Origin of the sequence: Wolbachia endosymbiont (group A) of Eristalinus aeneus, from assembly GCF_964026915.1 — a bacterium.
Taxonomy (GTDB): Bacteria; Pseudomonadota; Alphaproteobacteria; order Rickettsiales; family Anaplasmataceae; genus Wolbachia; species Wolbachia pipientis.
Genome location: NZ_OZ034712.1, coordinates 168,885 through 192,250, shown reverse-complemented (window position 1 = coordinate 192,250; position 23,366 = coordinate 168,885). Strand labels below are relative to the sequence as shown.

Below are 23,366 nucleotides of genomic sequence, written 5' to 3'. Positions count from 1 at the left end.
TCTTTATTAATTACATAGGATCTTTTAAACGCAATAGATAGACAGTAAAAACAAGTTCTAGTACTATCGCGGATAAAACAAGAACAGCTACACTAATTGTTTGACCATTGTAAATGTAGCTTGTTAAGCCGATAAAAATAGCCATGATAAAAGTTCTAATGAACGAGACTGCAGAAGAAGCTGTGCCTTTAATTTCAGGGAAAACATTTATTGATGCATTAAAAATCACTGGCTGGAAAATTGCACAACCGATAGAAAAAATAATCATAGACAGTGTTACTAAGTAGAAAGAGTGGGGTACAATTATACTGAATATTACAAGCAATAGAGACCCAATAGCACCCACGCTCGTACCAGAAATTACACACTTTATTGCTCCAAGTTTCTGCAAGATTTTGCCAGCAAATAGACTGATGAGTGAGAAGCACCCAACTATTGCACCTTGATGTAGTGCATAAATAGTGCTAGATAAACCAAAAGTCTTCATATACAGAAAAGGTCCACAAGTAATGAATGACATATACGCAGCAGAAAAGAGGCTTGACATCAAAGACAACGTAACAAACCTCGGACTAGATAGTATAGTACTTCCCAAAGTAAATGATAAAGGTATAATAAGCTATTTGAGTTATAATGGCGTATAGTGTGGATTTAAGGGAAAGGGCAGTATCGATGATAGAAAAAGGGAAGTCAAAGGTTGAGGTGGCAGAGCTTTTGGAGATAGGAATAGCAACTCTGTACCGCTGGTTAAGAAAGAAAGCCGCTGGTGAAAGCCTAAGGCCATCGAAAAACGGCAGCTTTATTCGAAAAATAGACCCAAAAATACTCGAAGAATATGTTAAAAAGAATCCAGATCATACGCTGGCAGAGATGAAACAAAATCTTGGATTTGGAATAAATTCAATTTGGTATAGGCTGAAACAGCTAAGAATTACTTTAAAAAAAAGTTACACTATATCAAGAGCGCAATCAAGAAGATAGGCAGCGATTTACCGATAAAATCTCAAAAATAGACCATTCCAGCATCTTATATATAGATGAAGCAGGAGTTGATAATAGGTTATACCGAGAGTATGGACGTGCTCCAATAGGAAAGAAAATTTATGCAGATATTCCAGGAAGAAAACGAGAGAGAATCAGTATAATAGGCGGGTGGATTGGAAAGAGATTTATTGCACCAATGACTTTCAAAGGTGGGTGTGACAAAGAGGTATTCAATACATGGTTAGAGAAGATGTTATTACCTAAATTGCCACATGGTACTACAATAGTTATGGACAATGCCACATTCCATAAAACTCCCAAAACAAAGGAGTTAATAGATAATGCTAGATGCCGTTTGCTCTATCTACCAACATATTCACCAGATTTGAACCCTATAGAGCATTGTTGGAATACCATCAAAAGCCGCCTCAGACCTTTAATGCATAAATATACAGACTTACAACTTTTGGTTGGTAATACCATAATGGAAATTTATCATTCATTTTAGAAAATACTATAGTTGTAGCATAACTCAGATCTGTCAATGGCCTATCACTCGTTCTAACTGAATTTACATAATTGAGTAACCGCAGTCCTTCTTCTCCTTCTTCTTTTTCTGATCCTTGCCTGGGAGAATCCTTTACTCCACCCTGACTACACGTGGGAGACTCCAATTTCATACCTGACAGTTCAGTCGATGGTGATCGTGACAATGCTCGAAAACGAAGCTCAGGGTCAATGGACAGTTCATGGTCTTTGTTGATTACAGAGTTTTTTATTATTTTGGTTATCACACAGTGAGAAATTTCTTTATTAGAAAAGTCTATGCCATATATTCCACTGTCTCCACATATTGGTAATTCTGCTTGAACTTTACTATAAAGATTATTAAATACAGCATAATTGAATGCATAACTTAGTTTAAGAGCTTCTTCACTTGCTAACATCCTAGGCTCTCCATTATCTAATACAACAGGTATAAGAATTTTGGCTGTTTTTTCATTTAAAGGGAAATTACGAATAAAGCCAGCCACTGTCACTCTTGTCGCTTGACCAATAGATTCTATTATCATATCTTTAAATAACTTCACTTTATAATTAGCACTACTTTCAACTCCAAGATACATACCTACAAGCCATGCCTTATACCGTGTTACACTATCAATAAAACGAGCGTCATCAAAAACATCTTTGATATATACACTATTGTCTTTAACCTTTAAAGGCTTCTTAGGAACATTTTCATATCTTTCTCTCATCCTTGATAAAAACTTACTCTTAAATTGCTGACTTAATTCTTTATTATCAAATTTAGAACAACACAAATATTTTCCCTTATTAAATGGTACAGTTGTGCTGCTAATTTGCATATCTTCTCGAATATCTTTTGCAAGTGAAGAAGCCAAATGAGACTTTAGATTGAAAATTACGCCATCATCTACAGATGTTACAAACTTAATACTACCTTGTTTATCTACGAACCAATCTCCTTTATAGTTCTTAAGTGGAAAAGATTCAACATCTTTATAGTTTTCAAACGGAAAAGAATTAACATCAAAAATTAGCTTAGCTGTATTCAATATTTCTGCTTTATTACCTTTTTCAATGCCGTAGAATTCACGTATTATCTTCCTTTTTATACTGTCCAGATATCTTCTACACTGATACGTACCCATACTCTTATCAAATGAGACTACAATATAGTCCTCCTTGCCCCTGCTTTGCAGCGTAAAATTAGTTTTAACTGTATTACGAGCATAATTATGTACATTAAAAGCACTAACCAATGCTCTTACTGTTTCTCTATTAGGCATACCAACCTCCCCATTTTTAAATTACAACAACTATTCTTTATTACTACCTTTTGTTACCGCTACCAACTCCACTAGAGCTTGACCCGCTCATAGAACTGCTAGGCTGCTCAGACTGACGTTTCCTTTCTTCTATTTTCCTAGCTGTATCACGATGATCATCAAACCTTTCTTTTTCCACCGAAAGTAATTTTCCACCACCTGGTGCTGTATTCTCACGCTTCCACTTTTCAGCATCAAAACCTTTTTTATCATTACCGCTATGCATATTGCCTCCTAAGTAAAAATATTATGTAACTAATATACTAAAAATAAAATTAAGTGCAAGCATTTTTTTATATTTTTTTTAAAAAAACTTTATTCACTCTTTTTCATAAAACTCAACTTTCAAGATTCCAGCGTCACGCGCTGGAATGACAAGTCATTGGCAACCCTAAGTTCCCTACGTCATACCGCGATTCATTCGCGGTATCTCAAGCATAGATTCCGCTAACACGTAGCGGAATGACGAACTGTCGACATCTATCTATATGCCCCTGGATTCCAGTACTGGAATGACACCCTTTTTTGTCATCTAAGTATTAGCTATCCCCACTATGGTGTCTTTCCTACTGACTGACCTTCTGCACATTTCTCAACTTTTACATCATTAGTCAATTCTTTTGGTGGTTGAGCATTATTCACAGAACTTTCATTCTCAGGACCATTCCAAAAACCAACTGCAAAATCAAGTCTCTCAACAGGTTGCTTTTTAGCCTCTATGTTAGAAGCAGATTTTCCTGGAGTACTTCCACTAGCTTTGTCAGGTTGCCTTGGATCAGGAACAGGACTCTTAGCAGATTGATTCGAAGCTTTTTTGTCAGAAACAAAGCTTTGAGCAGATTGGCTTGAAGCTTGATAGGTATTATTGTTATCTTGCTCTATCATTTTTCTCCAATCACTATTGCATCCATAAACCTCTTTTCTCCCCTGCCCCGTCCCCGTCGTATTCGTTGCAGTCTTTGGAGCAGGTGGACACACCTCTTTCTCCGGCTTCGCTTTTTTATCTTCTTTATTTACTTCTTGTTTTGGCAAATTCTCAATATCCTCCTTACCTCTATCATGTGTTTGCACAAAAGGTACTCGATCTTTCAGAGAATTTGACAAAAGATCAAGTTCTGGTTTGCTCAGAACAACTGGCCTTACAAATCCTGGTGAAATTTCAAAAAGGAAAACTGGCACTTTAGGTTTTTCTCTTTCGTCTAACTTGATTTCTACGTTTTCGCAAACTTCTTTATTTTCTTCCTTTAATGATGTTTTTTCTGCTTTTTTATCTTCTTTTTCTGTAGATGCCTCTACCGCAGCCGCCAACTCAACTCCAAACATCTCTGCGAACATTGTAACAATCCATCCGACAACGGCCATTTGTAACCTGAGTTTCAGATCTTGCAATGCAGTTAATCTTTCTAACGCCCTTGCAAACTCTTCTTCTGATAACTCACCACTGCCTAATTTTTCCTGCAATTCTTTTATCTCTTTGTCCAACCTCTGATTGAAACTTAAATCGCGTGCAAAAATCTTCTTGATTAACTCCTTAAGCTTATCACGCAAAAACTTAATTATCGAAAGAAGCCAATTTTTTTCTTTCTTCTCCTTGAGCATTTGGTAGATTTTCGGATCATCTACATCTACTTCAAAAAGGTTGAAGAGAGATTCAAAGAAATTCCAGAAATCTCCGAGTACTCTTCCTTTTTCACCAGTGAAGTAATCCTCATCATCACCTTCTCCGATATGTAGCTCTGCTTGAGATGATATTTCATCGATACAACTAGAAGCCTGACGCTCACACTCGAGCATCCTGAGCAAATCTTGTCTGGTGAGCTCCTCTACGCACTGCCTCTATTGCTCTGATATAGCTAAAGTGACTTACGATAATTTGAAAAACAAAAATTCGTCATTCCGCTACTTGTTAGCGGAATCTATACCGCGAATGAATCGCGGTATGACGTAGGACTGCTGTCATCCCAGTGCGTGACACTGGGATCTCGTTCCTTAACTTTATAGTGTAAATTATTTCAAATTGTGTCTAGCTGCAAGTATAATAATTTCCATTTATAGATAAAGTATGTTGCAAATGTTATGCCAAAGAGTATAATAAAATCTATATCAAATACTTTACAAGAAAAAGTGGTGATAGAGGCAAAAGCAAATATTAATAAGGATAATTTAAGAAAAGCGCATGCTAGAGTTTGAAAAAACAGCAAGAATAAAAAATATTATTGAAAGGTTAAATGGCGTATGATATAATATAGTGTAAAGATATAAATAATTTTATTGACATCTTTACATTAATACTTCTTAAATATTTAGTACTGTAGAATTAAATTATTAAGTTTTATGAAGGGAGTAAAAATGGTGGAAAGCTTTTCAGGTAACAACAGAGGCAATAATTTTATTGAGGAGGCAAAAATAATGGAAAATTTTTCAGATAATAACGGAAACGGTAGCTCGATCTTCCAAGGAAAACTCAGGGAGCAAGATTTCTCTGCAGAGCAGAAGTTAAATGAACTAAAAGCAGCCATAGAGGAGCTCACCAGACAAGATTTGCTCAGGATGCTCGAGTGTGAGCGTCAGGCTTCTAGTTGTATCGATGAAATATCATCTCAAGCAGAGCTACATATCGGAGAAGGTGATGATGAGGATTACTTCACTGGTGAAAAAGGAAGAGTACTCGGAGATTTCTGGAATTTCTTTGAATCTCTCTTCAACCTTTTTGAAGTAGATGTAGATGATCCGAAAATCTACCAAATGCTCAAGGAGAAGAAAGAAAAAAATTGGCTTCTTTCGATAATTAAGTTTTTGCGTGATAAGCTTAAGGAGTTAATCAAGAAGATTTTTGCACGCGATTTAAGTTTCAATCAGAGGTTGGACAAAGAGATAAAAGAATTGCAGGAAAAATTAGGCAGTGGTGAGTTATCAGAAGAAGAGTTTGCAAGGGCGTTAGAAAGATTAACTGCATTGCAAGATCTGAAACTCAGGTTACAAATGGCCGTTGTCGGATGGATTGTTACAATGTTCGCAGAGATGTTTGGAGTTGAGTTGGCGGCTGCGGTAGAGGCATCTACAGAAAAAGAAGATAAAAAAGCAGAAAAAACATCATTAAAGGAAGAAAATAAAGAAGTTTGCGAAAACGTAGAAATCAAGTTAGACGAAAGAGAAAAACCTAAAGTGCCAGTTTTCCTTTTTGAAATTTCACCAGGATTTGTAAGGCCAGTTGTTCTGAGCAAACCAGAACTTGATCTTTTGTCAAATTCTCTGAAAGATCGAGTACCTTTTGTGCAAACACATGATAGAGGTAAGGAGGATATTGAGAATTTGCCAAAACAAGAAGTAAATAAAGAAGATAAAAAAGCGAAGCCGGAGAAAGAGGTGTGTCCACCTGCTCCAAAGACTGCAACGAATACGACGGGGACGGGGCAGGGGAGAAAAGAGGTTTATGGATGCAATAGTGATTGGAGAAAAATGATAGAGCAAGATAACAATAATACCTATCAAGCTTCAAGCCAATCTGCTCAAAGCTTTGTTTCTGACAAAAAAGCTTCGAATCAATCTGCTAAGAGTCCTGTTCCTGATCCAAGGCAACCTGACAAAGCTAGTGGAAGTACTCCAGGAAAATCTGCTTCTAACATAGAGGCTAAAAAGCAACCTGTTGAGAGACTTGATTTTGCAGTTGGTTTTTGGAATGGTCCTGAGAATGAAAGTTCTGTGAATAATGCTCAACCACCAAAAGAATTGACTAATGATGTAAAAGTTGAGAAATGTGCAGAAGGTCAGTCAGTAGGAAAGACACCATAGTGGGGATAGCTAATACTTAGATGACAAAAAAGGGTGTCATTCCAGTACTGGAATCCAGGGGCATATAGATAGATGTCGACAGTTCGTCATTCCGCTACGTGTTAGCGGAATCTATGCTTGAGATACCGCGAATGAATCGCGGTATGACGTAGGGAACTTAGGGTTGCCAATGACTTGTCATTCCAGCGCGTGACGCTGGAATCTTGAAAGTTGAGTTTTATGAAAAAGAGTGAATAAAGTTTTTTTAAAAAAAATATAAAAAAATGCTTGCACTTAATTTTATTTTTAGTATATTAGTTACATAATATTTTTACTTAGGAGGCAATATGCATAGCGGTAATGATAAAAAAGGTTTTGATGCTGAAAAGTGGAAGCGTGAGAATACAGCACCAGGTGGTGGAAAATTACTTTCGGTGGAAAAAGAAAGGTTTGATGATCATCGTGATACAGCTAGGAAAATAGAAGAAAGGAAACGTCAGTCTGAGCAGCCTAGCAGTTCTATGAGCGGGTCAAGCTCTAGTGGAGTTGGTAGCGGTAACAAAAGGTAGTAATAAAGAATAGTTGTTGTAATTTAAAAATGGGGAGGTTGGTATGCCTAATAGAGAAACAGTAAGAGCATTGGTTAGTGCTTTTAATGTACATAATTATGCTCGTAATACAGTTAAAACTAATTTTACGCTGCAAAGCAGGGGCAAGGAGGACTATATTGTAGTCTCATTTGATAAGAGTATGGGTACGTATCAGTGTAGAAGATATCTGGACAGTATAAAAAGGAAGATAATACGTGAATTCTACGGCATTGAAAAAGGTAATAAAGCAGAAATATTGAATACAGCTAAGCTAATTTTTGATGTTAATTCTTTTCCGTTTGAAAACTATAAAGATGTTGAATCTTTTCCACTTAAGAACTATAAAGGAGATTGGTTCGTAGATAAACAAGGTAGTATTAAGTTTGTAACATCTGTAGATGATGGCGTAATTTTCAATCTAAAGTCTCATTTGGCTTCTTCACTTGCAAAAGATATTCGAGAAGATATGCAAATTAGCAGCACAACTGTACCATTTAATAAGGGAAAATATTTGTGTTGTTCTAAATTTGATAATAAAGAATTAAGTCAGCAATTTAAGAGTAAGTTTTTATCAAGGATGAGAGAAAGATATGAAAATGTTCCTAAGAAGCCTTTAAAGGTTAAAGACAATAGTGTATATATCAAAGATGTTTTTGATGACGCTCGTTTTATTGATAGTGTAACACGGTATAAGGCATGGCTTGTAGGTATGTATCTTGGAGTTGAAAGTAGTGCTAATTATAAAGTGAAGTTATTTAAAGATATGATAATAGAATCTATTGGTCAAGCGACAAGAGTGACAGTGGCTGGCTTTATTCGTAATTTCCCTTTAAATGAAAAAACAGCCAAAATTCTTATACCTGTTGTATTAGATAATGGAGAGCCTAGGATGTTAGCAAGTGAAGAAGCTCTTAAACTAAGTTATGCATTCAATTATGCTGTATTTAATAATCTTTATAGTAAAGTTCAAGCAGAATTACCAATATGTGGAGACAGTGGAATATATGGCATAGACTTTTCTAATAAAGAAATTTCTCACTGTGTGATAACCAAAATAATAAAAAACTCTGTAATCAACAAAGACCATGAACTGTCCATTGACCCTGAGCTTCGTTTTCGAGCATTGTCACGATCACCATCGACTGAACTGTCAGGTATGAAATTGGAGTCTCCCACGTGTAGTCAGGGTGGAGTAAAGGATTCTCCCAGGCAAGGATCAGAAAAAGAAGAAGGAGAAGAAGGACTGCGGTTACTCAATTATGTAAATTCAGTTAGAACGAGTGATAGGCCATTGACAGATCTGAGTTATGCTACAACTAGTTGTGGTGTTCCAGGGATATCTAGAGATCTAAGTGCTGGTGAAGGTACGCTAACAGAGGCTAATATTCCGGATCAGAAAAGATCATCATCGATTCCTTCTCTTAGAGCATGGGATAGTTCAACATTCTTAAATTCTGAAGATTCTCTAAAAGATACGGAGAACATTTGTAATGAGGAACCTGAAAAACAGCAAGTTACTGATGAAAGTGATCGAAAAAGTAGTGATGAGTGTTCTAAAGCAAAGCCACAAGATAGTAAATCTCCGGAGAAGAAACATGGGGATGGTCTTTTGTGTAGTAATTCGTCTATAGGTAGTATGTGGTCAAAACTAAAAGGCAATGTGCTACCTTCTCTTAAGCGAAATAACAAAGGACGTGGTTCGGTGTATTCGATATCTTCAAGTGTAAGTGCTCCTGGGGGTTCTGTACCTGAAAAACTACCTGTTTCTGAATCATCTTCTTCATTCCCAGGCAGAATAAAAGCAAAAAGTAATCCACCCTCAGCGGTGACTTCTCCTACGCATGAAGGTGTACCAGAGTGGCAACAACGTCTTAATCCTGATCAGAGAGAGGAACTACGCCCATTTCTTTCTCCTGAGGAGCGAAAGAAGCTAAACTCCAACTATTTCTCCCCTGGGGAGGAGTGGCATTTATATTTGACGCGTACTCTTTCGGGGAAAAGGGAGCTAAGCAGATTTCTATGTGAGAGTGAAGAATCACAGTTACGGCGACTTGCAGAAGCACAATTATCGTCACCTGATAACTCTAGTTCTAAAAAAGTTGATAGAGATAGTGGTTTTTGTTCTATGGGTTCTCCTGCTGTGCAACATAAGGGAAGTGTCCCTTCAGAGGTTAAAGAGTGTGAGGTAGAGCCTGTATCAGAGGCTTTGAGAAAATAAATTTAGGTTTTTAGATATCCACCCAAGTGTTTTATTAGGGTTGGAGCCAAAATCCCTGACCCTGAAAGCACTGGTGTTAGTTTTTCTCATCCATTGCAGATATTGCGCGGTACTATCCACTTGATCATCATGGCGAGCTTCTGGGAACATTAAAATTTCGTACTCGAAATCGCTGAGCCATACTGCTTGCTGTGGCAAAAAAACCCTACCAGACTCTATCACCGGAACAATTTTGAGTGAGTTTGTCATTGTGTGGAATTATTTCGATAATCGGTAGATCGCTATTTGCCTTTAGCTCTTGTGTTAATTGTTGACCACTCGTTTTTGCTTCGATCAAAATTGCGTGTGGCGTCCATCTTGCAGCTAGTGACAGAACTTGCTCTTTAAGCTTTGGGTACTCAAGCTTTGCTCGATATACATCAAGTAAATAGAATTTATTATCTATTTTTGCCCAGGTGGTGCAGATGCTAAAGTCGCTGGAATCGTTTGTTGAAACTGCAGTGTCCCAGCTTTGAGTTACATGTGAGGGATTATCAGGGAAATTTTTATAGCGCTTTAACCACTCTTGTTTTATTATACCACTTGAAAGCGGCAGGGGGTTTTGTTGGTATTGAGCAGCAAAAGCGTAACTCCCGAGTTCAACTTTTATCATCTCAACTTCTTCTCTTCCTCCCTCCAGGGGATATAATAACTCATTCTCTTCTCTTGAGTATAATACTCTTGCAGGTAGTGTCATTCCAGCACTTGATGCTGGAATCCAGTCTTTTGCGGTTGAATTTTCTGGATCCCAGTGTCTGGGCACTGGGATGACAGGAGGGGGGGTTGGAATGACACCAGTATGGTTATTAATTGAATAAATAACCTCCTTATTTTCAGAAATCATTGGCAAACAAATGTGATGCCATATGTTTTTTGGCTTAGATAAGAGGTGCCCAGTTAAGTCTTCCAGGTGGAGCCTATGCATCACAAGCACAATTACTCCTTTTTTTCTATCGTTGAGTCTCGTTACTAAAGTCTGATCGAACCAGTTTGTGGCACGTTTTCTAAATGTTTCACTCAAAGCTTGAGCAGGGTTAAGCGGATCATCCACAATAATAAAGTCACCACCTTCACCGGTTAATGTTCCTCCAACTGATGTTGCGATTCTGTATCCTCTCTGCACTGTTTGGAATTTATATTTAGTGTTCTGGTCTTTGGATAGTTCTACCTCTGGAAATAGTTCTTTATACCAATCAGATTGCATTATGCACCTCGTATCAAGCGAATGTTTTTCACTAAGCAACTTAGAATAACTTGCAACTATTATTCTTGCAGTTGCCCAGTATCCATGCGGGCCACGCAACACTCATACATATGGACTTCATTGAACGCGGAGGCATATTGAATATTATGCGCCTTACTTCGCCAGCATTCGCTGCTTCCAGCCTGTCTGCTATGACTTTTATGTACTGATAATCATTATACTCACATCCCGGCACTACTGTTTGAAAGCACAGTTCAATGAATTTTAGAAAATTTATATTATCCATATGTGTATTTTAGTGAATGGAATGTAGACTTTAATAGTTTTGATTTGTCTTGTAAGATTGAGGTGTTATAATGACAGGCTTACAATGCTGCTAATTTAGTAAATAACCTACGAGTGCTATTTCTTCAACTTTATCGAAGTAAAGAATTGATTTCCATTGCGGTAAATGAGCAACATTATTGAATCTTTACCGTTTTTCTTTACTGCTGAATCAACTTGTTTTTGAAAATCATTAGTATTTTCTATATCGGTTCCATCTAATTGGATAATAATGTCTCCTTTTTTAATACCACGCAGCGTGGCATTACTGTTACTATCTACATTGGTAACTATCACACCTTTTGTAGGATTACTTTCTTTTGATTCTTTTGGCAGATTTGAGACAGTTAAACCGGTTACATAATCAGATGTTGATTTATTTTCTTCTTGATTGTTATCTTGGCCATCATTTGTAGATTCTCCGATCACAACTTTAATATTAACCTCTTTGCTCTTTCTAAGTAACTTAACTTGCACTTTTTTCTCAGGTCCAGCTCTTGAAACCATTTGAGGTAATTGTGTCATTCTATCGATTTTTTTACCGTCAAATTCTAATAATATATCACCTACTTTAATCCCACCTTTTTCTGCAGGACTATCCTTTACTATACTTGCAACCAATGCGCCTTTTATATCTTTTAAACCCAAGGACTCAGCAAATTCTTTCGTTATAGGCTGAACTTGCACACCAAGCCAACCATGTTTTATTTTTTTGCCACTTTTTAATGTGTCAATAATTGACATAGCTAAATTAGATGGTATGGCAAAACCTATACCCACGTTGCCGCCAGACTCAGATGGAGAATAGATAGCAGTATTAATACCTATAACTTTTCCATTTAAATCAAATAACGGTCCTCCAGAGTTACCCCTATTAATTGCAGCATCAGTTTGAATAAATTCATTCATAGTGCCAATACTAATGTCCCTGGACCTTGCAGATATAATTCCTGTGCTTACAGAGCCACCCAAACCAAATGGGTTACCTATTGCCATAACCGTATCACCAACCCTTGCTTTATCAGAATCACCAAATGCAACAGAAGAAAGATCTTTATCAGAATTAATCTTAAGCACAGCAAGATCAGTTCTTGCATCATAGCCTAAAACTTCTGCTTTGAAATAAGTATTATCGTTCATAGTAACTGTGATATCTTTGGCGTTTTTAATAACGTGATAATTGGTTACTATAGTTCCACCTTTATCTATAATAAACCCAGAACCAAGCAACACCACCTCTTTGTTAACACTAGGGCCCCTATCCATAAAAAACTGATCAAAATGCTCAAAAAACTCTCTAAAATCATCAAAAAAATTATTTCCTGGCATAGATGGAACTCTAGTTCTACTGTTATTTTCTTGTTTGATGATTTGTTCGCTTGAAATATTTACAACCGCAGGAATGAGTTCTTCCACTAAATCGGCAAGTCCTTGATTACAGTTGCATGCAGTAGTGCTAGCATCAACGACCTTTTTTGCATTCCAATCAAACATATTAGCATACGAAGAAAACGCAATTAGAAAATATGCAAATATAGATAAAATAAATGCCTTACTTTTCATAAATTATTTCCATCCTTTATTTAAAATATCTAAAAAGTTATTGTTTGGTGAAAGTACAAATTTAGTATTATTTTCGGCAAATGATTTACTGTAAGCGCTCATAGAGCGATAAAAGTTAAAGAACTCTTCATCAACCTTAAATGCCTCATTATAAATTCTAGTTGCTTCAGCATAACCACGGCCCCTTATTTCGTACGATTCTTTTACTGCACTGGAGATAATTTCCCTTTTTAATTTATCAGCTTTTGATCTAACTTCCTGCCCAGCTTGCTCTCCTTCTGCTCTAATTTCTTTTGCTTCTTTTTCCCTTTCAGTTTGCATACGGCGAAATATTGCAGAACTATTTTCTTCTGGTAAATCTGCTCTCTTAATTCTTACATCTATTATTTCTATGCCAAATTTTTCAGCTTCAGAATAAACTCCACGCTGAATCAATTGCATAACCTCTGATCTTTTTTCATTCAACAAGCTAATCAACAAAAATCTGCCTATATTTTCTCTTATGTGAGCTTCTATAACCGGATATAATCTTCTAACCAGACCTGATTCATTCCTCACAGCCTGGTAAAAAGTAACAGGATTTGTTATTTTATATTTTGCATACGCATCTACTATAATACGTTTTTGATCCGCTGTTATCACTTCCCTTGGGATCTTATCAGGACTTAAATCTAAAACTCTTTTATCAAGAAACTCTACACTATTTATGAATGGCAACTTAAAATATAAGCCACTTTCCCTAACATCCCTTACAACTTTACCCAGTTGTATAACTATTGCTTGCTTTGTTTCTTGCACAACAAATATTGAATTAGATAAAGCAATCAATAAAACAACAAATACAGAAACAAAAACAATTTTAATATTACTACTCATGGTTATTTTCCTAAATTTGTAAGAGGTAAATAAGAAAACATACCTTTCAGATCATCAGTTACAACAACTTTGTCTACCTTACTGAAAATATTTTCCATAGTTTCAAGATAAATACGATTCTTAACGAGAGAAGGATTCTGTCTATATTCCTCATAAAGAGATAAAAAGCGATTTGCATTACCTTTTGCTTCATTTATTATTTCATTTTCATATGCTTGTGCATCTAATTTTATCTTTATCGCTTCACCCTTTGCTCGAGGTATAATATCATTATTATAAGCATATGCTTCGTTTATAGTACGCTCTTTGTCTGCACGAGCACTTTGTACATCTCTAAATGAGCTAATGACTTTTTCTGGTGGATCAATTTTTTTCATTTGAACAGATAAAATCTCTATACCCATTTGGTATCCATCAAGAATCTGCTGCAATAGAATTCTAGTATCTCTAGAAATTTCTGGTCTGCCTTGACCAAGTGCAAAAGAGATCGTATTTTTACCTATTATTTCTCTCATGGCACTTTCAGCAGCATTTTTAACACTGAAACCGGGTTTGTAATCCCGCACTTTGAATAAATAGTCCTTAGCATCTCTAACGCGCCATTGAACCTCGAAGTTAACGTTGACTATATTTTCATCTCCAGTTAGCATCACGCCTTCACCGCGATCTGTATCTCGCCCATAAGAACTACTTACCCCAATTTCTTCACGATTTACTTCCTTAACGTTCACTTTAAAAACCTTGCCAATAGGGTAGGGGAAGTGATAACGCAAACCAGGTGTTTCTGTATTAGAATATTTACCAAAGGTAAGTTCTATACTTTCTTCACTAGGATGGACAATATAAAAGCCAGTGCAAGCATAGAACAGCAAAATAATGAAAATGATGAAATAAGGTTTTTTGCCCCTGTTTCTGGTTAATCCATTAAGAAAGAACCTTATATCAGATACAGCTTTACTTAAAATATCTTCATTATTAGGAGTTTTGTTCCCTACCGGTTTCTTCCCCAGATTCCAAGGATTATTATCATCAAACATAATGATTGATTCTATAATTAATACGCTAATATTACTTCTTTAATAAGAAAATGCAAACATAAATTGCTATTTTATTTACAAATTAATCATCAGGATGGAAAACATGATCGTACACTTCCTTTTCTCTATGTAGTATGGTTGACTCTATGGAATTTTCTGGCTTTTTTTTGAATTCTTTGTTGTCACTCTTTAAGTGCACTACGTCTTTGTGAAAATGGGAATTATACCTAAATAGTAAAGCTATTATTATTAAAGTTATAACAGCCAAAAAGATGAGTGTTCTTTTTCTATACTTCATAAATGCTGCAGCTTCTTGACCTAATTTTCTACGTTACCACAAAACACGTCAAGCGAAATTATTTGAAGACAAATAAATACTGGCAATCAATTTAACACTAACTTAAGAATCAAGGAATACAATTATAATATATTTAATTAATAGTGAGGTTTAAAATGTTACATAATGAAAAAAATTCAAATTCTGTTGGAACTCAACAAAACCAACCAGAAGATAGTTTTGATTTGAATAAAACGATGCAAAATCTACCAAATTCAGATATTGCTAATGATCCCAAGAAGCTAAAAGAAAGAATTACTGACCTGTTAAAAGGGGATACAGAATTCTCTAAGATGAAACAAGGAGATAAGATTCTTGTAGTAAGTGCAGCAAGTGGATTATTTACGGCAGTACTACCACTTTTGGCAGTTGGTGCAACACTTGCTATACCAGGTGCTATAGTTGGTCTTGCTTTATATTTCGCTGTAAAAGTCGCTGTAAAAACAGTTCAATCTGGATATAAAGGGCTCAAGTGGTCAGCAGAAAAAACAGTTGATGGGGTGAAATATACTGCTGGGAAAGTTAAGGACGCATCAACATACGCTGCCGGAAAAGTTAGAGATGGTGCTGTGCATGTTAAAGATAAGGTGAAAGAAGGTTATGAACATTCAGTAGATTCACTGAAAAAAGGCGCTAGTTTTGTAGGCGAAGGAGTGGCAAATAAGTTCCATAAGGCATCTGGTGAGACGGACTATTTAGATAAGGTAAAAAGGTTTACTCCAGATGCAATTAAGAAATCTGACGAAATAAGAAATGATATGAAAGCAATTTTTGCTGATAAAGGAAATAATTCTGGGTTAGTGAAAAATGTACTTTCTGGAATATCGTCAGAAATTGATTTAAAAATGGCAGAGAAGGCAAAATCAGGGGAGATTGAACATACTTCTGGATGGCAAGTACAGAAAGAATTCATTAATAATTTAAATGAAAAAAGCTTGCATAACTTGTTAACACAAAGGTCATTACCTAAAGGTAGTTATTTCATCGACAGTGTTTTCTCTGAACATTACGATGAAATTAAGAAGGTTATTAAAGAATGTAGAGAAAATCATTTGTACTCAAGCGTAAGCAATATGTTTGACAGAGCAGAGAAAAAAGCTAACAGGCCTTCTGTCAAAAGTTTAACTAGGTCTGTGTCATCATCATTCTCTTCACTGGGAAGAAAAGGCTCTGAACAATCTAACAGCTTGTCAAAAAGCAATTCACTAAATTCTATAGGAACTGAAAGTACTGCTACTGTCTCTGATTCAGATTCTCAGAACTTTGCAACAGTCCGTAGAAGCAATTCATCTAGTAGCTTAACTCCTAAGCTTACTCCAGTTGCTCCACCAGAACTACCTAGAAGCGCCTCATTGACTAACTTAAATGGACAAAGTTCTTTCAGTGAAGATGTTCTCAGTGATCCTATTGTGGAGCAAAACCTGGATAGTTTGAGTAACAGAACTCTCACTCACAGTAATTCTACTGATAGTGGAATGGGTTCTGGTTCTTCTACGCTAACAAGAAAACAAGTTCTTCCTTTAAAAGAAGAATTTGACAGAGAACTCGAAGAAAAGTTGGCAAAACGACGCGCATCTCTAGATCAACCTAGTGCAGAACCTGTCAACTCAAGAGCTACAGCAACTCCAGGAACAGTGTAATAAGTAAAACTTCTACCTTCTCCAAAAGGATGTTACTCAATGAGTAACGTCCTTTTTTTGTTTTTAAACTATAGAAAAATCCTAGATCCCAGCGGTATGCGTACAACCGTATGAACATTGTGATTTCTCTGCTAGGAAAGGTGTCATCCGAGTAGCTCTGACACTGGGATCCAGGAAAGTTTGCTTGTTTACAAGCAAACTAGCATAGAAAGTGGTTACAACGTTTTCGATGAGATTATATGGAAAACTGGATTCCAGTGTCAAGCACTGGAATGACATCACAGGGGCACTGGGATGACACCTTTACGTTTGAGGCAAACTAGCTATAACACTTAACATACTACCTTTGCAAACAAATGTTCATACAGTACGCGCTGGCGTTATTTTCTCTTGATGAATAAACCTGAGTGGAGTATAGTAGCAATGCGTTTATATAGATTCTAATGAATAATTTAGTTTTCAACTTTTTCAAATTTAAATGAGGCTAAAACTATTTCTGAAGAATTGTTAAACGAGAAGTTAATTGTATGTGTAACTGAAGTAAATTCTCTGTATTTATGGAAGGGTGAAATTAACAGTGGTTGTGAAGTAGTGGCAATTATGAAGAGCAGGAATGATCAAGTTGATAAAATTGTAGAAAAAATCGAAGCAATGCATTCTTATGATCAGCCAGCTATTGCTGTGATGCCCATAGAAAAAGCAAATAAATCTTTTACTAATTGGGCTAATAGTGTTATTGATGTAAGTAGTATTGGGGTGTAGCCAAGTGGTAAGGCAGCGGTTTTTGATACCGCCACGCGAAGGTTCGAATCCTTCCACCCCAGCCATATTGAAGTGGGTGTGAAATGATATCACTTTTCTATAAATTAAGATTATTGAATTATATATTAGGTAGTCTAAAAGATATAATTGTGAAACTGTTTCTCTTCACAATGTATCTTTACACATTCAGCATTGTGCTCATGTTTCTCAGCAATGGTTTTTGGTATGCTGTAGAATTTTGCTCTTTCAAAAATGCGTTTTACCGTTTGTTTCAATATTGCAAGTGGTATTATGAAAATAGGGAAGATCTCGGTTACGGAATTTCTATTCGAATATTAGTGGCGTTTCTTACTCCGCATTTTCTCTATAAATTATTACTTGGCACAGGCTGGAAGTCCTTTTTAAAGGAAAAGATAATACAGATACTCAACACAAGAAGAAAAAAGGGTAGTGAGTTCAGTAACACAAGTGGCAGTAGTTATAGTGATAAGAATAATTACAGCAATAACAGTGGTAACAATGAGCGTCAAGCTCAAGATGCAAAGCGAAAAGTAAACATGATAAAGCAGCTATTAATCAAAGATATAGAGGCAACTATAGATAGGAGATTGAATTATATTTTTTTCGGTAAAAGGAGTAAACCTCATTAAGTATATAAAAAGGCTTTATCTAGTAAGGCTTTTTAAGGTTGGCTGTATTTTATTTTTTACGTATATCGGATCACAATCAGCCAATATACATGTGTGCACAAAATCTTGACTAAAGTCTGACAACCAAGAAATTGCCTTACGTTTTTCTACCAAGCTTTCTGTTTTTTTACAGTTACTTGCTGCATCAATCATTGCCTGCGCTATTACTGATTTCCACAGCAAATAATACCTTTGTATATCATCTGACGTACTAGAGGTTGTCCGGAAACTAGTAAATTCAAGCATATTCCCTCTTTAACATAACCCTACTCATAGCTAGGTATATGAAATTCTCAGTGGATGTTGTGAGTAAATCATACTCCTTCGATAGCCTTCTATTCCTATTAACCCAAGCAAAAGTCCTTTCTACAACCCATCTTCTTGGCTGTACTTTAAACCCTTGTTCTCTTGTTGGTAGTAGCTCAGGTGGCGTATCTTTGTGCACCCAAAATCTACATGGAGGCCTTTTAACAATTTCAATATCTATGTCATATTCTTCCTTTATGTGATTCTTTAAATTTCTTCCTTGGTATCCCATGTCAGCCCACATTTTTTTAACTTTAGTATATTTTGTTCTCATATTGTTTAATGCTATTTTAATACCATCTCTATCATTTTCGTTAGCAGCGCCTACGTAACAACCTAGTATAAAACCCTGAGTGTCTGTAATTATATGCCTTTTTCTACCCTTTACTTTTTTACTTCCATCATAGCCTTTGATCCTCCCTTTTCTGTAGTCTTTACAGATTGACTATCTACTATACAGGCACTCGGCTGCTCATTCCTTCCTATTTTTCTTCTACTATATTTTGTAATTTCATAATTCATTTTCTCAAAAATTCCCTGCTTCTTCCATTGCCTGAACTGCTCATACACAGTCTTCCATAGCGGAAAATCATTTGGTAAATACCGCCATTGACACCCTGTACGCAATACATAGAAAATTGCTTCTAATATTTCTCTTTTGCTATACTTTGGCGGCCTTCCTCCTTTCTTGTATGATACTCTGAAGTGTTTTTCTATTCTTGCCCATTCCCTTTCGCTTAGATCTGTTGGATACTTTTTTCTCATCTTTACCCCGTACTAAAATTTCAGATATTATAGCCTTTTACTTATTTCCGGACAACCTCCTATAGTATTTTCTAAAATGAATGATAAATTTCCATTATGGTATTACCAACCAAAAGTTGTAAGTCTGTATATTTATGCATTAAAGGTCTGAGGCGGCTTTTGATGGTATTCCAACAATGCTCTATAGGGTTCAAATCTGGTGAATATGTTGGTAGATAGAGCAAACGGCATCTAGCATTATCTATTAACTCCTTTGTTTTGGGAGTTTTATGGAATGTGGCATTGTCCATAACTATTGTAGTACCATGTGGCAATTTAGGTAATAACATCTTCTCTAACCATGTATTGAATACCTCTTTGTCACACCCACCTTTGAAAGTCATTGGTGCAATAAATCTCTTTCCAATCCACCCGCCTATTATACTGATTCTCTCTCGTTTTCTTCCTGGAATATCTGCATAAATTTTCTTTCCTATTGGAGCACGTCCATACTCTCGGTATAACCTATTATCAACTCCTGCTTCATCTATATATAAGATGCTGGAATGGTCTATTTTTGAGATTTTATCGGTAAATCGCTGCCTATCTTCTTGATTGCGCTCTTGATATAGTGTAACTTTTTTTTAAAGTAATTCTTAGCTGTTTCAGCCTATACCAAATTGAATTTATTCCAAATCCAAGATTTTGTTTCATCTCTGCCAGCGTATGATCTGGATTCTTTTTAACATATTCTTCGAGTATTTTTGGGTCTATTTTTCGAATAAAGCTGCCGTTTTTCGATGGCCTTAGGCTTTCACCAGCGGCTTTCTTTCTTAACCAGCGGTACAGAGTTGCTATTCCTATCTCCAAAAGCTCTGCCACCTCAACCTTTGACTTCCCTTTTTCTATCATCGATACTGCCCTTTCCCTTAAATCCACACTATACGCCATTATAACTCAAATAGCTTATTATACCTTTATCATTTACTTTGGGAAGTACTATATTTGTTTCATAGTGGTTAAAAAATTCTTTAAAATTGAAGTTGTTTGACATAATGATACCTCTTTGGATTGAAATTTGAAATGATTTGAGTTTATGTCGCCACAGCAGATTCCGCTAACAAGCAGCGGGATAACGAATTACTTGACCGTCATTACACCGTCATACCGCGATTCATTCGCGGTATCTCGCTAACAAGCAGCGGACCGTCATACCGCCGCGGCGCTAACAAGCAGCGGGATGACGGTTGTCAGGCCAGCGCCCCCATGATGTCATTCAAGTAGCTGACACTGGTTCCTTTATGACGGCAGTGCCCCTATGGTGTCATCCCAGTGTCCCTATGATGTCATCCCAGTGCCCAGACACTGGGATCCAGGAATTTTGATTGGACACTGGGTTGGTAAGCATAAAAGTGTTATGTAAAATACAACGTTCTTGATGGGATTGCATGAAATGCTGGATCCCAGTGTCTGGGCACTGGGATGACACCATAGGAGGCTGCTTGGATGACAAAAAAAGGAGCACTGGAATGACAGCAATCTACGTCATACCGCGATTCATTCGCGGTATCTCAGCCGCTAACAAGAGATCCCGCTAGCGGGATGACGGTTGTCGTTTAGCCATAAACATTAAGAAATTTACCAAATAAAAAAAAAGGCAAAAGAAGCCCCGTGGTTATTATCCGCTTTAAAATATTGGCGTTTTTTATGTTTTAAACGCTTGACAAGCGAGATTCAGCCGCTTTTAATTGCAACTAACTTACGCTGCAAATGTTTAAGAAATTTACTAAGCAGAAAAAAAGACAAAGAATCCCCGAGTTAGCTAGTCTTTTACTATCTCTGTCGAGTATTGGCATTTTTTGATGTCTTGTAACGCTTTATAAGCGCGTTCAGCTTATTTAGATAAAAATCTAGATGTAGATGAAGTTTTGTAAAGACATACAGTATCTATATACTGCAAAAAATTGAACATAAGACGCCGATACATTAAGTAATCCTTACCTTTTAATCTGCAGATTGGCGAAAGCAAATACAATAGCTTCAGTTTCATGATAAGGGGGCTGGCGAGGTTTGTCAAGGAAGTTTTTTCGTTTCTGCGGGCTACCTGGTTTTCCTACTGAAATTTTGAAAAATGTAATCTACTCCTATATTCAAATATATCAAGCAGTAATTCAAAATCAGCCATTGCGCCTTTTGCGTTATTATACGCGAGATTGAGCAGCTCTTTGTCCTGATATAAATCAGCAAATTTAAATTCCATACATCCTGATTGTTTTGTGCCTAAAATATCTCCACTGCCTCTTAGCATCATATCCCTTTCAGCAATGTAAAATCCATCTTGTGACTCACACATGATCTTTAACTTTGAAGATGAGCTTTTACTTAAATTATCGTATAATAATACACAAAAAGATGGCTTGTTTCCTCGCCCTACTCTGCCTCTTAACTGATGCAATTGTGATAACCCAAATTGCTCTGCATTTTCTATAATCATGATGGTTGCATCTGGCACATCTATACCAACTTCTATCACAGTGGTTGCAACAAGCAGAGAAAATTCATTCCTTTTGAAGGAAAACATAACTTGATCTTTCTGCTCCTGAGTCAATTTTCCGTGTATTATCCCGACTTTATCAAGAAATGTTTTTTGTAATTCCTGAAAACGCATCTCTGCTGCAGCAATATTGGTCTCTTCGTTTTCTTCTATATATGGACAAATCCAATATGCTTTTTCGCCCCTGTTTATAGCACCTTTTAGCTTTTCAATAACATCTGGCACCCTACTAATGTTCATAGTTACAGTTTTTATTGGCAATCTGGATTTTGGTTTTTCTTTCAAAATTGAACATTCAACGTCACCATACATAGCTTGCTGCAAAGTTCTTGGAATGGGAGTTGCAGTAACGAAAAGTATATCGGCATTTTCTCCTTTTCCTACCAAGCGATTTCTCTGCATCACTCCAAATCGCTGTTGCTCGTCTATGACTGCAAGCCCTAAATTTTTAAATGTAACGTTAGCTTGAAATAGTGCATGAGTGCCAATCACTATATTTAAAACACCACTTGCAAGTTCGTTCATGATAATCTTTCTTTCCTTGCGCGAAGTTTTACCAGTAAGCAGCGCAACTTTTATATCGGTACAGGATAAAACTTCCTCAATCCAATTATAATGTTGCTCCGCCAAGATAGTAGTCGGTGCCATTAGAGCTGCCTGCATGTTGTTTTCTACCACATTTATCATTGCAAAAAGTGCAACTACGGTTTTGCCACTACCAACATCACCTTGCAGCAAGCTTATCATGCGATACTTGGATTTTTGTCTCTCTGAGATCTCATCTATTGCACGAGTTTGATCATTTGTTAATTGAAACGACAATTCATTTAAAACTTGCTCTTTATATTTACTCAATATTATAAATTCTCTTCCCCTTTCTTTCACATGATTTTTTCTTGCAAGTTTCAGCGCTAGCTGATACGCAAACAATTCATCATAAGCAAGCCTTTTTCTACAAACCTCAGCTTCCACCAATGAGCTTGGTCTGTGCAACTTTATGATGCTTTCCCTCCAACTTAACCATTTTTTTTGCTTGATTAATGTATCATCTATCCACTCTGGTAAATCAGGCAATTCTTTTAGATTAGAGCTTATTATGTTCCCAATGCGCTTATTGGTAATGCCACGGCATAATTGGTAAACTGGCTCTATGCAAGCTATTTCTTTAAATTGGTTGATGTCAAGCGACACGTAATCTGGATGAGTAATTTGCCAATGTTCAGCAAATTTTTCGAGTTTGCCACTGATGATCACATTCGCTCCAATTGGAAATAGTTTATATAAATACTTAACTGAGTAATTAAAAAAGACTATGAATATATACTGACTCTCACTTTCAACGACTATTTTATATGGTCTACCTCTAAAAGTGGGCGACTGATGTTCATAAACTTTTGCAATGAAAGTTGTAAATTCTCCAACTCGAGCATCAGATAGTAACTTGCTTCTATCCACATAACTAAGTGGCTTATAAAACAGCAGATCCACCACCTTGTCCCCACCACAAAGTTTAGGTAATATTGCGGAATGAAACTTAGGTATATTCTCCAGCCTGCTATTTAGAAAAATCTGATTGCTCATTGAGATTCATACATGTGTAAAACTGTTATAGAGCCTTTTTAAAATCTTGTCACCTTATGGTCAGGTATGCACTATAGCTAGCACAGCTCTCTAACGTCATACCGCGATTCATTCGCGGTATCTCAGCCGCTAACACGTAACGGAATGACGAATTTGTTGTTTTTAAAATCGTCGGTAAGCCTAAGTTACCCCTAACTATATTTGCTATCATAGGGCTTATAGTAGGTATTTTATTAACTTATTAATCATTTTTATGTGTTATTATACCATTAGCAGTCTATATCAAGGTATTAA

Annotated in this window: 20 protein-coding genes, 1 tRNA gene and 3 pseudogenes; 9 read left to right on the top strand and 15 right to left on the bottom strand. The window is 36.4% G+C overall.

All coding sequences use genetic code 11. The annotated features are described in order from the left end of the window. Window positions 1-10: 10 nt before the first annotated feature. A pseudogene (locus AAGD62_RS01000) lies at window positions 11-583 on the bottom strand (MFS transporter); the annotation flags it as partial. Between the two features lie 50 nt (window positions 584-633). On the opposite strand from AAGD62_RS01000, the gene AAGD62_RS00990 reads away from it, so the two are divergent. Beyond that, window positions 634-981, top strand: coding sequence for an IS630 transposase-related protein (locus AAGD62_RS00990; protein WP_155968342.1), 348 nt, complete (start codon window positions 634-636; stop codon window positions 979-981). Window positions 982-1,000: 19 nt separating this feature from the next. Beyond that, the gene (locus AAGD62_RS00985) at window positions 1,001-1,492 is read left to right on the top strand and encodes an IS630 family transposase (RefSeq protein ID WP_155968340.1); all 492 of its coding nucleotides are present in this window, start codon (window positions 1,001-1,003) and stop codon (window positions 1,490-1,492) included. Here AAGD62_RS00985 and AAGD62_RS00980 read toward each other — a convergent pair. From AAGD62_RS00980 to AAGD62_RS00970, 3 genes are all read right to left on the bottom strand, one after another. Then, window positions 1,413-2,798 (bottom strand): hypothetical protein, encoded by a 1,386-nt coding sequence (locus AAGD62_RS00980; RefSeq protein ID WP_341812749.1) that lies wholly within the window; start codon window positions 2,796-2,798, stop codon window positions 1,413-1,415. The genes AAGD62_RS00985 and AAGD62_RS00980 overlap by 80 nt on opposite strands. A 43-nt stretch (window positions 2,799-2,841) precedes the next feature. After that, window positions 2,842-3,063 carry a hypothetical protein gene (locus AAGD62_RS00975; protein ID WP_155969355.1) on the bottom strand — a complete coding sequence of 74 codons (222 nt, stop codon included), beginning with the start codon at window positions 3,061-3,063 and terminating at the stop codon, window positions 2,842-2,844. Window positions 3,064-3,389: 326 nt separating this feature from the next. Then, complete coding sequence (locus AAGD62_RS00970; RefSeq protein ID WP_341812748.1) at window positions 3,390-4,631, bottom strand: hypothetical protein; 1,242 nt, start codon at window positions 4,629-4,631, stop codon at window positions 3,390-3,392. A 555-nt stretch (window positions 4,632-5,186) separates the two neighbouring features. Here AAGD62_RS00970 and AAGD62_RS00965 point away from each other — a divergent pair. From AAGD62_RS00965 to AAGD62_RS00955, 3 genes are all read left to right on the top strand, one after another. Then, window positions 5,187-6,629: a hypothetical protein gene (locus AAGD62_RS00965; RefSeq protein ID WP_341812747.1), complete on the top strand. Its 1,443-nt coding sequence runs from the start codon at window positions 5,187-5,189 to the stop codon at window positions 6,627-6,629. A 326-nt stretch (window positions 6,630-6,955) separates the two neighbouring features. Continuing rightward, window positions 6,956-7,177, top strand: coding sequence for a hypothetical protein (locus AAGD62_RS00960; protein WP_155969355.1), 222 nt, complete (start codon window positions 6,956-6,958; stop codon window positions 7,175-7,177). 43 nt (window positions 7,178-7,220) lie between these two features. Then, the gene (locus tag AAGD62_RS00955; protein WP_341812746.1) at window positions 7,221-9,416 is read left to right on the top strand and encodes a hypothetical protein; all 2,196 of its coding nucleotides are present in this window, start codon (window positions 7,221-7,223) and stop codon (window positions 9,414-9,416) included. A 54-nt stretch (window positions 9,417-9,470) separates the two neighbouring features. Here AAGD62_RS00955 and terL read toward each other — a convergent pair. From terL to AAGD62_RS00930, 5 genes and pseudogenes are all read right to left on the bottom strand, one after another. Further along, window positions 9,471-10,945, bottom strand: a pseudogene (gene terL / locus AAGD62_RS00950) (phage terminase large subunit); the annotation flags it as partial. A gap of 116 nt (window positions 10,946-11,061) precedes the next feature. Beyond that, a complete protein-coding gene (locus AAGD62_RS00945; protein ID WP_012673276.1) occupies window positions 11,062-12,546 on the bottom strand; it encodes a DegQ family serine endoprotease in 1,485 nt (494 codons plus the stop codon). Window positions 12,547-12,549: 3 nt separating this feature from the next. Next, on the bottom strand, window positions 12,550-13,422 hold the full coding sequence (locus AAGD62_RS00940; protein ID WP_341812745.1) for a protease modulator HflC: 873 nt from the start codon (window positions 13,420-13,422) through the stop codon (window positions 12,550-12,552). A gap of 2 nt (window positions 13,423-13,424) precedes the next feature. Further along, window positions 13,425-14,459, bottom strand: a complete 1,035-nt coding sequence (hflK, locus tag AAGD62_RS00935) for an FtsH protease activity modulator HflK (protein WP_010962866.1) — start codon at window positions 14,457-14,459, stop codon at window positions 13,425-13,427. An 82-nt stretch (window positions 14,460-14,541) separates the two neighbouring features. Then, window positions 14,542-14,757, bottom strand: coding sequence for a hypothetical protein (locus tag AAGD62_RS00930; RefSeq protein WP_006279848.1), 216 nt, complete (start codon window positions 14,755-14,757; stop codon window positions 14,542-14,544). Between the two features lie 155 nt (window positions 14,758-14,912). Between AAGD62_RS00930 and walE1 the strand changes: the two genes are divergently transcribed. The 4 genes from walE1 (at window position 14,913) to AAGD62_RS00910 (ending at window position 17,848) form a co-directional block, all read left to right on the top strand. Beyond that, window positions 14,913-16,436: an actin bundler gene (gene walE1, locus AAGD62_RS00925; protein WP_155969361.1), complete on the top strand. Its 1,524-nt coding sequence runs from the start codon at window positions 14,913-14,915 to the stop codon at window positions 16,434-16,436. 492 nt (window positions 16,437-16,928) lie between these two features. Next, a complete protein-coding gene (gene cutA, locus AAGD62_RS00920) occupies window positions 16,929-17,198 on the top strand; it encodes a divalent-cation tolerance protein CutA (RefSeq protein WP_395460184.1) in 270 nt (89 codons plus the stop codon). After that, window positions 17,189-17,263: transfer RNA gene (locus tag AAGD62_RS00915), tRNA-Gln, on the top strand. Before cutA ends, AAGD62_RS00915 begins: the two co-directional genes overlap by 10 nt. Before the next feature lie 201 nt (window positions 17,264-17,464). Beyond that, on the top strand, window positions 17,465-17,848 hold the full coding sequence (locus tag AAGD62_RS00910; protein WP_341812744.1) for a hypothetical protein: 384 nt from the start codon (window positions 17,465-17,467) through the stop codon (window positions 17,846-17,848). 15 nt (window positions 17,849-17,863) lie between these two features. Here the strand turns inward: AAGD62_RS00910 and AAGD62_RS00905 are convergent, their stop codons facing one another. The 6 genes and pseudogenes from AAGD62_RS00905 to recG all read right to left on the bottom strand — a co-directional run bounded on the left by AAGD62_RS00905 (window position 17,864) and on the right by recG (window position 23,072). Further along, window positions 17,864-18,133 carry a hypothetical protein gene (locus AAGD62_RS00905; RefSeq protein ID WP_341812743.1) on the bottom strand — a complete coding sequence of 90 codons (270 nt, stop codon included), beginning with the start codon at window positions 18,131-18,133 and terminating at the stop codon, window positions 17,864-17,866. Then, a pseudogene (locus AAGD62_RS00900) lies at window positions 18,126-18,958 on the bottom strand (IS5 family transposase). The gene AAGD62_RS00905 and the pseudogene AAGD62_RS00900 overlap by 8 nt, the downstream one beginning before the upstream one ends. 71 nt (window positions 18,959-19,029) lie before the next feature. Then, the gene (locus tag AAGD62_RS00895) at window positions 19,030-19,512 is read right to left on the bottom strand and encodes an IS630 family transposase (RefSeq protein ID WP_231115908.1); all 483 of its coding nucleotides are present in this window, start codon (window positions 19,510-19,512) and stop codon (window positions 19,030-19,032) included. Between the two features lie 28 nt (window positions 19,513-19,540). Beyond that, window positions 19,541-19,888 carry an IS630 transposase-related protein gene (locus AAGD62_RS00890; protein ID WP_155968342.1) on the bottom strand — a complete coding sequence of 116 codons (348 nt, stop codon included), beginning with the start codon at window positions 19,886-19,888 and terminating at the stop codon, window positions 19,541-19,543. A gap of 373 nt (window positions 19,889-20,261) precedes the next feature. After that, window positions 20,262-20,462: a hypothetical protein gene (locus AAGD62_RS00885; RefSeq protein WP_213863044.1), complete on the bottom strand. Its 201-nt coding sequence runs from the start codon at window positions 20,460-20,462 to the stop codon at window positions 20,262-20,264. A gap of 588 nt (window positions 20,463-21,050) precedes the next feature. After that, window positions 21,051-23,072, bottom strand: a complete 2,022-nt coding sequence (gene recG, locus AAGD62_RS00880) for an ATP-dependent DNA helicase RecG (protein WP_038199133.1) — start codon at window positions 23,070-23,072, stop codon at window positions 21,051-21,053. Window positions 23,073-23,366: the final 294 nt, after the last annotated feature.

What these genes read in the sequence shown, in the direction of transcription:
- AAGD62_RS00990 (WP_155968342.1), top strand. Translation starts at nt 634, where the DNA reads ATGGCGTATAGTGTGGATTTAAGGGAAAGGGCAGTATCGATGATAGAA.
- AAGD62_RS00980 (WP_341812749.1), bottom strand. Translation starts at nt 2,798, where the DNA reads ATGCCTAATAGAGAAACAGTAAGAGCATTGGTTAGTGCTTTTAATGTA.
- AAGD62_RS00975 (WP_155969355.1), bottom strand. Translation starts at nt 3,063, where the DNA reads ATGCATAGCGGTAATGATAAAAAAGGTTTTGATGCTGAAAAGTGGAAG.
- AAGD62_RS00970 (WP_341812748.1), bottom strand. Translation starts at nt 4,631, where the DNA reads ATGCTCGAGTGTGAGCGTCAGGCTTCTAGTTGTATCGATGAAATATCA.
- AAGD62_RS00965 (WP_341812747.1), top strand. Translation starts at nt 5,187, where the DNA reads ATGGTGGAAAGCTTTTCAGGTAACAACAGAGGCAATAATTTTATTGAG.
- AAGD62_RS00960 (WP_155969355.1), top strand. Translation starts at nt 6,956, where the DNA reads ATGCATAGCGGTAATGATAAAAAAGGTTTTGATGCTGAAAAGTGGAAG.
- AAGD62_RS00955 (WP_341812746.1), top strand. Translation starts at nt 7,221, where the DNA reads ATGCCTAATAGAGAAACAGTAAGAGCATTGGTTAGTGCTTTTAATGTA.
- AAGD62_RS00945 (WP_012673276.1), bottom strand. Translation starts at nt 12,546, where the DNA reads ATGAAAAGTAAGGCATTTATTTTATCTATATTTGCATATTTTCTAATT.
- AAGD62_RS00940 (WP_341812745.1), bottom strand. Translation starts at nt 13,422, where the DNA reads ATGAGTAGTAATATTAAAATTGTTTTTGTTTCTGTATTTGTTGTTTTA.
- hflK (WP_010962866.1), bottom strand. Translation starts at nt 14,459, where the DNA reads ATGTTTGATGATAATAATCCTTGGAATCTGGGGAAGAAACCGGTAGGG.
- AAGD62_RS00930 (WP_006279848.1), bottom strand. Translation starts at nt 14,757, where the DNA reads ATGAAGTATAGAAAAAGAACACTCATCTTTTTGGCTGTTATAACTTTA.
- walE1 (WP_155969361.1), top strand. Translation starts at nt 14,913, where the DNA reads ATGTTACATAATGAAAAAAATTCAAATTCTGTTGGAACTCAACAAAAC.
- AAGD62_RS00905 (WP_341812743.1), bottom strand. Translation starts at nt 18,133, where the DNA reads ATGCTTGAATTTACTAGTTTCCGGACAACCTCTAGTACGTCAGATGAT.
- AAGD62_RS00890 (WP_155968342.1), bottom strand. Translation starts at nt 19,888, where the DNA reads ATGGCGTATAGTGTGGATTTAAGGGAAAGGGCAGTATCGATGATAGAA.
- recG (WP_038199133.1), bottom strand. Translation starts at nt 23,072, where the DNA reads ATGAGCAATCAGATTTTTCTAAATAGCAGGCTGGAGAATATACCTAAG.